The 12789-nt window shown below is 37.3% G+C and carries 7 protein-coding genes; 6 read left to right on the forward strand and 1 reads right to left on the reverse strand.

The window, feature by feature from the left end; all coding sequences use genetic code 11:
• The first annotated feature begins 1054 nt into the window (after nucleotides 1-1054).
• Nucleotides 1055-1558 (forward strand): invasion associated locus B family protein, encoded by a 504-nt coding sequence (locus tag ACFIML_RS02160; RefSeq protein WP_375606225.1) that lies wholly within the window; start codon nucleotides 1055-1057, stop codon nucleotides 1556-1558.
• A 42-nt stretch (nucleotides 1559-1600) separates the two neighbouring features.
• Nucleotides 1601-2827, forward strand: coding sequence for a 23S rRNA (adenine(2503)-C(2))-methyltransferase RlmN (gene rlmN, locus ACFIML_RS02165; RefSeq protein WP_375614332.1), 1227 nt, complete (start codon nucleotides 1601-1603; stop codon nucleotides 2825-2827).
• An 804-nt stretch (nucleotides 2828-3631) separates the two neighbouring features.
• Here rlmN and ACFIML_RS02170 read toward each other — a convergent pair.
• Entirely contained in the window at nucleotides 3632-4273 is a 642-nt protein-coding gene (locus tag ACFIML_RS02170) for a LysE family translocator (RefSeq protein WP_375606111.1), read from the reverse strand.
• 166 nt (nucleotides 4274-4439) lie between these two features.
• On the opposite strand from ACFIML_RS02170, the gene ACFIML_RS02175 reads away from it, so the two are divergent.
• The 4 genes from ACFIML_RS02175 (at nucleotide 4440) to addB (ending at nucleotide 12789) form a co-directional block, all read left to right on the forward strand.
• On the forward strand, nucleotides 4440-5675 hold the full coding sequence (locus tag ACFIML_RS02175; protein ID WP_375608991.1) for an argininosuccinate synthase: 1236 nt from the start codon (nucleotides 4440-4442) through the stop codon (nucleotides 5673-5675).
• A gap of 373 nt (nucleotides 5676-6048) precedes the next feature.
• Complete coding sequence (locus ACFIML_RS02180; protein WP_375608990.1) at nucleotides 6049-7710, forward strand: lysine--tRNA ligase; 1662 nt, start codon at nucleotides 6049-6051, stop codon at nucleotides 7708-7710.
• On the forward strand, nucleotides 7710-9284 hold the full coding sequence (locus ACFIML_RS02185) for a peptide chain release factor 3 (protein ID WP_375607918.1): 1575 nt from the start codon (nucleotides 7710-7712) through the stop codon (nucleotides 9282-9284). The genes ACFIML_RS02180 and ACFIML_RS02185 overlap by 1 nt, the downstream gene beginning before the upstream one ends.
• Nucleotides 9285-9669: 385 nt before the next feature.
• Nucleotides 9670-12789 (forward strand): double-strand break repair protein AddB, encoded by a 3120-nt coding sequence (addB, locus tag ACFIML_RS02190; RefSeq protein ID WP_375687277.1) that lies wholly within the window; start codon nucleotides 9670-9672, stop codon nucleotides 12787-12789.

The raw sequence follows: 12789 nt of genomic DNA on the forward strand, positions 1-12789 counted from the left end.
TTATAGATATGATTTAGATGTCTGCTGTTGTATAGAGCTCATGCTAAAAAACAATTTTGTACGGTAAGAATGAAAATTATACCTTTAGGTTGGGTGAAAGAGTTTTTATACATAGGAAGATTTATTTAAGTGTCTTTAATTGATTAAAATATTGTTTAAAAAATGGTAATGTTAGAACTGCTATAGAAAAAAGTTTTATATTTCTTTTTATAAATTACTTAGAAATAAGATAAGGAGACTTTCCAAAAGAATTCTTAAGAAGTTTTTTATAACAGAAAGAAAAATATCGTCTGATACATTAAAATAATACGATTAAGCTATTATAAGCTACTAAAATCATTTTAGAAATTAATAATTGGAGATGAAATATATAGGGAAATAAGATCAAAAGAAACAAAGTTGTATGTGATTATTGAGATAGAATCTAAATTCTTTATGTTTTATTATTAATATCTTGATAATATTTTATTATTTTTACAAGGTCTTTTGAAGGTTGAGAAAAAGTGTTATCGGGACGATGTTGAATACGAAATATGAATGCACTATAATGAGTAAAAGGTGGAGTATTTTGCGAACATAAATGTATTGAATGCATAAAGTCGAGAAGTGATATTCGTAAGGCGATTAAGCTTTTTTGCGGGGAGTCCGGGGTGTATTTTCAAAATTTTGCATCAGATTGCTTGTGATATAATCAAAATTTTGCATCAGATTGCTTGTGATATAAAGAGTATGGTTTATTTCTTAATAGTGTGATGGTATGTTTTCATCTCGTTTTGAGGTTCTATAGCTTAAAGAAATCGTTTTTTATACAAAAACGAAATAAGTAGCGTAAAATGAAGATGTTATTTTTTAATGTGGTTATTGAATAAGAAGTTTATTTTTTGGTAACGATTAAAAGGTCATAATGAAACGTAGAAATCTATTTTGATTAGTTTGAAAATATTTCGCTTATTGAAGGAATTAGGACAATAACACATGAATATCGAGGAGTTTTTGTTGAATTTTTCCAATGAAGAAAATCTTGTTAGAGACTAAAGAAGTGAGCTAAATGAAGATGTTTGAAAAGACTGTTATTGCTGCATCTGTAATGGTTCTTGTTACAGCAGGAGTGGCATATGCACAAACGCCAAGCCGTTTAAATCAATTTGAAGCGTGGGGAGCCTATTCTTATAAATCGCCCAAAAATACGATTTGCTATGTGTTATCGGTACCTTTGAAGGCTCTTCCAACGACAGTTAATCATGGTGATAACTTTTTCTTGGTTACCAAGCGTTCTCATTCACCTATTTCGTTTGAACCGCAGTTCATGGCTGGTTATTCCCTTCAAGAAGGGTCTAGAGTGACAGTGACCATTGGAGGTAAGGATTTTGATTTTTTCACTAAAGATTCCTCAGCTTGGTTGGCGTCATCAGAGCTAGAAAAGCAGCTTGTTTCTGCTATGCGTGCTGGAAGCAATATGACAGTGAAAGCGATATCAAAACGAGGAACGCATACCACTTATACTTATTCCTTAAAAGGGGTCACTGCTGCATTAAATGCAACTCAAAAGTGCCATTAAGGTTTCGATAACTTCTAAAATAGTGATGTGAATTAGAAAGCAATGGCCATTTCCTATGACCTTAGACCAGTTGGTTCATGTTTTGCACGAAAAACAGATAATGTGGTCGTGAAGGAGAGTTCTAAGCTCTCTTTAATTGGTTTGTCGCAAGACGAAATGATGCAAGCTTTAAAGACAGTTGGTGTACCAGAGCATCAAACGCGTATGCGTGTGCGTCAGCTTTGGCATTGGCTTTATGTACGTGGTGTTTCAAATTTTGATGAGATGCTGAATATTTCTAAAGCAATGCAAGAAACACTTAAGTGTCATTTCTCCATTGCGCGCCCAGAAATTGTTGGAGAACAAATATCAAAAGATGGTACGCGTAAATGGCTCTTACGTTTTCCTGCACGTGGAGCTGGAAGGCCTGTTGAAATTGAAACGGTTTATATTCCTGAAGAAGGGCGTGGTACTTTATGTCTTTCATCGCAAGTAGGGTGTACGTTAACCTGCTCCTTTTGCCATACAGGAACACAGATGCTTGTTCGCAATCTGACTGCAGAAGAAATTTTGGCACAGTTATTGGTTGCACGTGATTGTTTGGGTGATTTTCCTGATAAGAATACTCCTGATGGGGCAATTGTTCCCATTGAAGGGCGCAAAATTACCAATATTGTTATGATGGGAATGGGAGAACCTCTTTATAATTTTGAAGCTGTTAAAAAAGCTTTATTGATTGCTTCTGATGGCGATGGACTTTCTTTATCAAAACGTCGAATTACGCTTTCAACTAGTGGGGTTGTTCCTGGAATTATCCGAACCGGAGAAGAAATTGGTGTTATGTTGGCGATTTCACTCCACGCAGTACACGATACATTAAGGGATATGCTTGTTCCCATTAATAAAAAATATCCGCTTTCTTTACTAATGGATGCTTGCCGTAATTATCCTGGTCTTTCTAATGCAAAGCGAATCACATTTGAATATGTTATGCTAAAAGATATCAATGATAGTTTAGATGATGCAAAGCGATTGATTCAGCTATTGAAAGGGATTCCTGCTAAGATCAATTTAATTCCTTTTAATCCGTGGCCAGGGAGTAACTATCAGTGTTCTGATTGGGATCAAATCGAGCGTTTTGCTGATGTCGTTAATCAAGCGGGTTATGCTTCTCCTATTCGGATACCGCGTGGACGCGATATTTTAGCTGCATGTGGACAGCTTAAATCGGCTTCAGAGCGCTTACGGAAATCTGAACGTTTGCGACTTGAAAATGCTGCTGGTCATTAGTTAATACAATTTTCAGCTATATAGCGAAGCGATATAAAGTCTGTGCTTTTTTGTTTGTAAATTAATATCCAAACCTCGTGCGATAGCATATGTGAGACAGAGATTAAGATTGGATAAGTGCTAGACGAACAGTTTCAGCGTTTATATGCTAAATGGGGTAAGAGATTGTCTATAGTCTGTTTGCATAATCTCTGAAATAAGAAGGAAGCCTAATTTAGAGGGAATATGAAGTCTTAAGGATTGTAACTAATTTCTACCTTATTATCATACTCATTAATTAGGTTTTGTGTCTTTTAAAAGCATCTACGGTAATACCTTTTAAAAAGTGGAGATTGTGCAGTGCCTCATGCTTTTGTTTATTATTCTTCTTAAATAAGATCACGCATCACAAGCAAAACAGAGAATCTAACATATAAATACCATTGAGTTATCCATTGATATGTTTTTTAAGTATCTCTTAGTGCACTCTTCATATCACGATAATGCTTGTGAGGAGTATAACAAAAAGCTTCTGTGAAATGTATTGTACTCCTACACCTTTATGTTTAATAAAGGTGTAAATTGGTACCACCATTCTATTTTTTAGCTCCCAATGTTGTAACAGCTTTTAGTACTTGAGATGGTTTATAAGAGGTGTTTTTATTCTTTTCTTAGATAGTTTTTATCCATACAAAAACTCCAGCTTCTCTTGTGATGTACAAAGGAAAGGTATTGTTTTATTCAAAATAAACAGGTTTGAAATGAAAAAATCTTATAATATTTGTTTTTTTATTTAAATTAAAAGCGATACATTACACTTATAAATCAATGTTTTGTAACCACAAGGAGATGGAGGGCAAAGCTGGTAAAAGTACCTGCAATAAGCCAATCGAGAAAGCGAAGATAAAGAGGGTTCTGTTTAAGGATTTTGGTAAGTTTATGCGCTGTAAAAACGACTGAAATTGTAATGGGGAAAGAAATAGGAATATAAGAGAGTCCTAAAAAGAGCAGCTTTTGTGTTGCCATAGGATCATTTGCATTGATAAATTGTGGTAAGAATGTTGCGTTAAAGAGTATGACTTTAGGATTGAGAAGATTAATTCCAATACCAGCAAGATAGTTACGTTTAGAGCTTTGAGGTTTAGAAGATGTTGGTTCAAAGGAAAGTGTCGGGTTTCTCCTTAATGCTTGAAAGGCAAACCATAAAAGATAAAAGGCGCCAACAATTTTCAGAAAAACAAAAGCGTGTGGCGCAGCAAAAATAAGCGCTGATAAACCAAGTGCTACAGCTGTAACCTGAATGGCAAATCCTGTTGCACTTCCCAAGGCGCACATAATTCCAGCTTTTTTGCTTTGTGTAATGGTTCGTCCTACAGAAAGCATCATATCAGGTCCTGGAATAAGTGCTAAAATCAACGATGCTAAAGCAAATTGTACAACAATAGACCACTCCGGTAGAAATGACACGTCAATCTCCTCTTATTTTTAAGTAATGTTCATTATTTATACTTTGAGGCGTCTTTATTTATGCTTTTTGAGTCTTTTTAATGTTGTTTAAAGAGAATTTATTTTTATATTTCTTGTGTCGTTTTAATTTTTTAGAAAAAAAGAACAATTCGTATAGAGCTTTAGAATGAAAAAGTGGAAAAGTATTAGAAAAGTTGTTTTGGCTTATTCGGGGGGATTGGATACGTCAATTATTCTCAAATGGTTACAAAGTACGCTAGGCGTTGAAGTTGTGACTTTTACAGCAGATTTGGGGCAGGGGGAAGAATTAGAGCTTGCTCGTCGTAAAGCTGAAATGCTAGGTGTTAAAGAAATCTACATTGAAGATTTGCGTGAAGAATTTGTGCGTGATTTTGTTTTTCCGATGTTTCGAGCCAATACCGTTTATGAAGGGACTTATCTTTTAGGAACATCAATTGCACGTCCACTTATTTCAAAACGTCTTATTGAAATTGCTAAGGAAACAGGGGCAGATGCCATTGCTCATGGAGCAACGGGCAAAGGCAATGATCAGGTACGCTTTGAACTTTCTGCTTATGCACTTAATCCTAATATAAAGATTATTGCTCCGTGGCGTGATTGGGATTTTAAGAGTCGGACAGATCTGTTTGAATTTGCGCGTATGCATCAAATTCCTGTAGAAAAAGATAAGCAAGGCGAAGCTCCTTTTTCAGTGGATGCAAATTTATTACATTCTTCATCAGAAGGAAAGATTTTAGAAAATCCAGCACTTCCTGCTCCTGAATATGTCCATATGCGTACTCTTTCGGTGGAAGATGCTCCAGATAAAGCAACCAGAATCACTCTTGGCTTTAAAAAAGGTGATGCTGTTTCAATCAATGGAAAAAATTTATCTCCTGCAACTTTACTTGCAGAACTAAATCATTATGGGCGGGATAATGGTATTGGTCGGTTGGATCTGGTAGAAAATCGCTTTGTAGGTATGAAATCGCGGGGTATTTATGAAACACCAGGGGGGACCATTCTTTTAACGGCTCACAGAGCTATAGAATCTTTAACGTTAGATCGTGGCGCAGCTCATTTAAAAGATGAATTGATGCCACGTTATGCAGAACTCATTTATTATGGATTTTGGTTTTCGCCGGAACGTAAGATGTTGCAGGCAGCGATTGATTTATCTCAAGAACATGTTGAAGGTGAAGTCACGTTAAAGCTTTATAAGGGGAATGTGATTGTTGAAGGGCGCCAAAGTAAAAAATCACTTTATTCCAGTGAGTTGGTAACTTTCGAGGATGATCAAGGTGTTTATGATCAAAGAGATGCGACTGGTTTTATTAAATTAAATGCTCTACGTTTGCGTACATTAGCAAGGCATCATCAAGATGATAAAGAAAAGAAATAGAAAGTTACAGTGACAAGTGTAATGTGGATTAGTGCTTTTGTATGAAATGCCTAGTTTAAGCATTTTTTTGTTGGTTTTTACCGTTCTTTCGTTCAATACTAGAAGCTTATCTTCTGCGCTAATAAATATAATAAGCAAAACCCATGATAATAATAGCAATGAAGGCTTCGATAATCAAAACAAGTCAATTTTGCTTTATAATATTGAATGTTTTTGATTTTTATCAGAACAAAATATGTTTACAGTGAGGGTGGTTTTTGTATTGTGACTTAAGAGTATAAAGAAATTTACATCTTTTTGCTTGCTATTATTGACGAATAAATTCAAGAACCATACACCCTATTTTGGAAGATTATAATTTTTAGGATAAATAATGATGCGTAATCAGTGTGATGCCCTTAGCCTTACGCCTGAATTAAAGGATGCGGCTGCTCAATCGAGAACTTGGCCATTTGAAGAAGCACGTAAGATTATCAAACGGTATGAAAAGACGGGTTACCCAGACAGTATAATATTTGAGACCGGTTATGGACCTTCTGGTTTACCGCATATTGGAACTTTTGGGGAAGTTGCACGTACAACCATGGTGCGTCATGCATTTCATATTCTCACAGAGAATAAAGTAAAAACAAAATTACTTTGTTTTTCTGATGATATGGATGGTTTGCGCAAGGTTCCTGAGAATGTGCCAGATCGCGAGAGGATGGAACATTATCTTGGTCAACCGTTGAGCCGTGTACCTGATCCTTTTGGAGATGATTATCCTTCTTTTGGAGCGGCAAATAATGCGCGGTTACGGGCTTTCCTTGATCGTTTTGGTTTTGATTATGAATTTGCAAGTGCTACGGATTATTACAATTCTGGTCGTTTTGATGAAACACTTTTAAAAATTCTTGCTTGTTATGACAAGGTGATGGCAATTATTTTACCAACATTAGGTGAAGAGCGACAGGCGACCTATTCTCTTTTTTTACCGATTTCTCCTTTTTCTGGAAAAGTATTACAAGTACCAATGATTGCGCGTAATGTTGAAAAAGGGACAGTTACTTATATTGAACCTGAAACAGGAGAAACCATAGAAACAGAGGTTACAGGGGGTAAAGTTAAGTGTCAGTGGAAGGTCGATTGGGCTATGCGTTGGGCAGCGCTTGGCATTGATTATGAAATGGCAGGAAAAGATCTTATCGATTCCACAAATCTTTCTTCTAAAATTTGTAAAGTACTGGGTGGAAAGCCTCCAGAGGGATTTAACTATGAACTCTTTTTAGATGATAAAGGGCAAAAAATTTCCAAATCCAAGGGAAATGGCTTAACCATTGATGAATGGCTTACATATGCTCCAACAGAGAGCTTAGGGCTTTATATGTTTTCAAAGCCCAAGACAGCAAAACGGCTTTATTTTGATGTTATTCCCAAAGCTGTGGATGAATATTATGCGCATCTTTCTGCCTATGGTCGTCAAAGTTGGCAAGAACGGCTCAATAATCCTGTATGGCATATTCATAATGGTTGTCCACCGCAGGTTGATTTACCTGTACCTTTTGCGATGCTTTTAAATTTGGTAAGTGCTTCAAATGCAGAGAATGCAGGGGTTCTTTGGGGTTTTATTTCTCGTTACGCTAAGGGAGCAAATGCGCAAACTTGTCCAGAACTTGATCAATTGGTGAAATTTGCCATTAAATATTTTGATGTTTTTGTTAAACCAAACAAAAAATTTCGTATACCAGATGACAGCGAACGAGCAACATTAGCACAAATTGATGCAAAATTAGCCAATTTGCCTGAAACTGTTGATGGCAACACACTACAAAATACACTTCTTGATGTTGCGCGGTTAACGGAACGCTATCAAGATCATAGCAAAAAAAGCCCTGAAGGTGGGCCTGGCGTTTCCAATGTTTTTTTTCAAATGTTGTATGAGGTCCTTTTAGGACAAGAGAGAGGTCCACGATGGGGATCATTTATAGCGCTTTATGGGATTAATGAAATGCGTGCACTGATTGCTGAAGCACTTGCACGACCTATGGAGGAATAATGGAACGAAGAGTACAGGAAGTAAAGCGGCGCCGTACATTTGCAATTATTGCTCACCCAGATGCTGGGAAAACAACATTGACGGAAAAGCTTTTATTGTTTGGTGGTGCTATTCAACTTGCAGGAGAAGTAAAAGCCAAAAAAGATCGTATTCAAACTCGTTCTGACTGGATGAATATTGAGCGTGATCGTGGTATTTCCGTTGTGACTTCTGTGATGACGTTTGAATATGAAAATCATATTTTTAATCTCCTAGATACCCCAGGCCATGAAGATTTTGCAGACGATACTTATCGCACGCTTACAGCGGTTGACAGTGCTATCATGGTATTGGATGGGGCCCGCGGGATTGAGCCTAGAACACTAAAACTATTTGAAGTGTGTCGGATGCGGGATATTCCTATTGTTACTTTTATCAATAAAATGGATCGTGAGGCGCGTGATCCTATAGAGCTTTTAGATGAAATTGAAGAAAAGCTTGCTCTTGATACCGCCCCCATAACATGGCCCATTGGGACGGGTAAAGATTTCGTTGGGACTTTTGATCTTCATCATAACCGTTTTCGCCAAAAAGATGATGAGATAACCCAGCGGATCGTTTCAAATCCCAGTGAGGTTGTCCATTTACTTCCCCAATATCAACGTTCCACTTTTCTTGAAGGAGTAGAACTCGCTCAAAGTGTTTGCAAGAATTTTGATCTTCAAGCTTTCCGTGAAGGTCATATGACTCCGGTTTATTTTGGTTCAGCTTTACGAAATTTTGGTGTTCGTGATTTGATCAATGCGCTTATTGATTTTGGTCAAAGTCCTCGTGATCAAAGTGCAGATCAGCGCAATATCATAGCAACTGAACCTAAAATGACGGGATTTGTTTTTAAAATTCAAGCGAATATGGACCCTAATCATCGTGATCGTATTGCATTTTTTCGGGTATGTTCGGGAACACTTGAACGTGGTATGAAGACAAAATTGGTCAGAACAGGAAAACCGATGACACTTTCTGCTCCACAATTTTTCTTTGCGCGTTCGCGCCAAATTGCTGATCAAGCCTATGCCGGTGATATCGTAGGGATTCCTAATCATGGAACATTGCGTATTGGTGATACTTTGACTGAAGGAGAAGATATTCTTTTTAAGGGAGTACCCAATTTTGCACCAGAGATTTTGCGTCGTGTTTGTTTGGGTGATCCAATGAAAGCAAAAAAGCTCAGAGAAGCTTTGCAACAAATGGCTGAAGAAGGGGTTGTGCAATTGTTTATTCCTGATGATGGGTCGCCTTCTCTCATTGGTGTTATTGGTGCTTTGCAAATTGATGTTTTAAAAGAGCGATTAAAAATAGAATATTCTTTGCCAGTGAATTTTGAGTCTGCACGCTTTAATTTATGCCGTTGGATTTCAGCGCAGAGCAAAGATGAGTTGCAAAAGTTTCTCAACAATCATCGCTCTGCTCTTGCGTATGATTTAGAAGGTGATCCAGTTTTTTTAGCGGAGAACCATTTTTCATTAAATTATGAAGCAGAAAGAGCTCCTAAGATAAAATTTTCTACTTTTAAAGATTATCAAGTAAGCTCTTAATGTAAAGAAGAATTTTTTATGTAACAATTTGGTTGATAATGATTTTTCATATCGAGTTAGGGATCTGAATATTGTTATTTTTTCTGAAAACAAAAGGAGTATGTAAAGAACACTTTCAGGTTGTATTATATAAAGAAAGAAGTAAATTTATTTATAATATTCAATAAGTTATAATATATTTGTAATTGTAACGTCTTTTAAAATTTTGATATATTTTTTCACAATAGCTTAAGACAAGGTCATATATTTAAGTATTTTGAATGTCAGTTAAAAATCTCCTGTATAAATAGAGCTTTTCAGTTTTTTCTTGTATGAAAATTGTATACAGTCAAAATAAAGCAAATAATCAATAAGATGAAATTTGTTATTCCCAATATGAGATCATATGACTTATAAGCCACGTGTCTTTTCTATATCTTCTGGAACGGCTTTTTTGCCTCACTTTGTTGATGCACTGCTCTCTGGTACCCTTATTGATAATTTTGCTCCCAATGGAGACATTCAAACTGCTCTTGCTGATAGCCTTATTTATGTTCCGACACGTCGTGCTGCGCGCGCTTTGCGTTTAGCTTTTGTTGAAAGAAGTAATACACACTCAACCTTTTTACCAACTATTCGTGCTCTAGGAGATGTCGATGAAGACAGTTTCCTTTTTGTTGAAAATCATACTAGCGCTTTAAATCCGCCTATTGGAGAAAGTGAACGCCTACTGCTTTTAGCGCGCCTTATTCGTCCATGGCGTGAAAATTTACCTGCGCATCTGCGTGCCATGTTTGGTACAGAAGATGTGCTTATTCCAGCTCATAGTGCTGATGCAATTTGGCTTGCTCAAGATTTAGCACACTTGATGGACGAAATTGAAACAGAAGGAGCAGATTGGTCGAAACTTAAAGATATTGCCCCTGACATGGTCGCTGAATGGTGGCAGATAACGCTCGATTTTCTGACTATTGTTACGCAAAATTGGCCACAAATCTTGACAGAAAGACAACGAAGTAATCCCGCTGAATGGCGTAATCAAGCACTCACAATGCATGCAGAGAATTTACGACGTACGAAGCCTGATAAACCGATCATTGCAGCTGGTGTGTCAGGTTCTATGCCCGCAGTTTCTCATCTTTTAAAGGTTATAGCTTCTCTGCCCAAAGGGGCTGTTGTTCTTCCTGGCCTTGATTTTTATATGGATGAAGAACAATGGAATGCATTAAGCACAAGCAATAAAGAAAAAACAGCTTGCGATTTTTTTGATCCTGCAGAAAATATTTTTAGCCATCCTCAATATCATTTAAAAAAACTTCTTTCTCTCATGGGGTGTCAACGTCGCCATGTTTGCGAAATTGGCCAACAAAGTAGCACAAAGAAAAGACGAATGGCTCTTTTATCGGAAGCATTGCGACCTGCTTCTACGACAGATAAATGGATACAAATTGTCCGTGATGATTATGAGGCTCTTTGTACAGACTGGTCATTTATTGAAGCTATCAATGAACGTGAAGAAGCTCTCGCTATTGCTGTTGCTTTACGCAAATCTATTGAAGAACCCCAAAAAACCGCAGCTCTTATTACAAATGACCGTAATTTAGCACGCCGTGTTACTGCGGAATTACAACGATTTGGAATTGAAGCAAATGATTCAGGGGGAATACCACTTGCCCAAACATTGCCTGTAACGCTTTTGCGGCTTATCTTAGAAAATGTATTACAACCTGATGATCCCATTGCTTTTCTTTCTCTTCTTAAACATCCCCTTACAACACTCCAACAAAACCGTCATCGTTTACGGGAAATGGCAGAAAATTTTGAACTTTTTGTTCTTCGAGGGAATACAGGGCGCATCAATCTTTGCGAATGTGATCAATTTCTTGAAAAATGGGTTGAAACATCTTTTCATAATAGTTCTGAAATCAACGCTCTTGATCAGCAGAAATGTGAAGAAGCACGTTTCCTTTGTCATCTTTTGAGGACAGCTGTTGAACCTTTAACATCTCTTATGAAACAAGAGAAAGAGTGCACCATCAACGAAGCTGCGATAGCAACTGTTGAAGTTTTTGAAAATTTTGGTCGCGATGAGGATAACTCTCTTGCACATCTTTATCAACACGAAGCAGGACAAGCCTTATCAAAGTTCTTACGTGAATTGGTCAGTGATCAATCAGGATTAACATTTCATCTTTGCGAATGGCCTGCTATGTTTTCTGCATTGATCGCAATGCGTTCCGTTACACCTTCTCCTGGAGGACATCCACGTTTATTCATCTGGGGTACTTTGGAATCGCGTTTGCAAACGGTTGATACAGTGGTCATCGGCGGTCTTAATGAAGGGTCATGGCCGATATCAACCCGAAATGATGCTTTTTTATCGCGACCGATGAAAATGATGTTAACTCTGGAGCCACCAGAGCAGCATATTGGTCTTTCCGCGCATGATTTTCAATGGGCGATGGGAATGGATAAAGTGGTGATGAGTCGCGCATTGCGCGTTAATCATACGCCTTCCATTCCTTCACGTTGGCTACAACGCTTAGAAACCGTCGTAGGACAACAAGTTTGGAAACAAATCCGTGCACGAGGTGAAATACTCCTTCATTGGGCAAAGATGCTTGATCATACAAACATGATTTCTGAGGTGAAGCGTCCCTGCCCTGTACCACCTCTTGATATGCGTCCACGTCATTTTTCAGTTACTGAAATAGAAATATTACGGTATGACCCTTATGCCATTTATGCTAAAAAAATCTTAAGGCTCAAACCACTTAAAGCCCTTATTCATAATTCTAGCGCTCCTGAACGTGGAACACTTTATCACGCTATTCTTGCAGATTTTTGCAGACAAATAAAAAATCTAAATGCTGCAAATGCATTAGATGTGTTGCTTGCTATTGGACGTAAAGAGTTTGATAAATTCAATTTTCCACCGGATATTGAAGTGATTTGGTGGGATAGTTTTGAAAATCTTGCTCCACGCTTTATTCAATGGGAACAAAGTTTAGGACTGCGAGAGCGATATTCGGAAGTGGTATCACAAAAAATCCCTATAGGAACAACAGGGGTAACCCTTTCAGGACGTGCTGATCGTCTTGATGTTTTGCCAGATAAAACGGTTGAAATTCTAGATTTCAAAACCGGAACCCCTCCTTCATCAAAACAAGTTCGTGAATTATTATTTCCGCAATTGGCTTTAGAAACAGCTTTACTCATACAAGGGGGATTCCCAGATTTTCAAGATTTTACCCCCTCAAATTTATTTTACATTCCTCTTAACAAAAAAGGTGAAATTAAATCCCAATCAATTCTTTTAAAGAAAAAAGACGGAAAAACTCATCTAAGTGCTGTTGATCTTGCTAACAATGCATGGGAAAATCTTATCGCACTCATAACTTATTATCAAAATCCACAACAAGGCTATCTTTCACACGCAGTCCCTATGTTAAAACAATATGAAAGTGACTATGATCATCTGGCACGCTTATGGGAATGGTCAAGTGGTTTTCATAAAGAAGAGTAA

The sequence above is a fragment of the Bartonella sp. AC62GZZY genome, from assembly GCF_042196525.1.
Lineage (GTDB): Bacteria > Pseudomonadota > Alphaproteobacteria > Rhizobiales > Rhizobiaceae > Bartonella.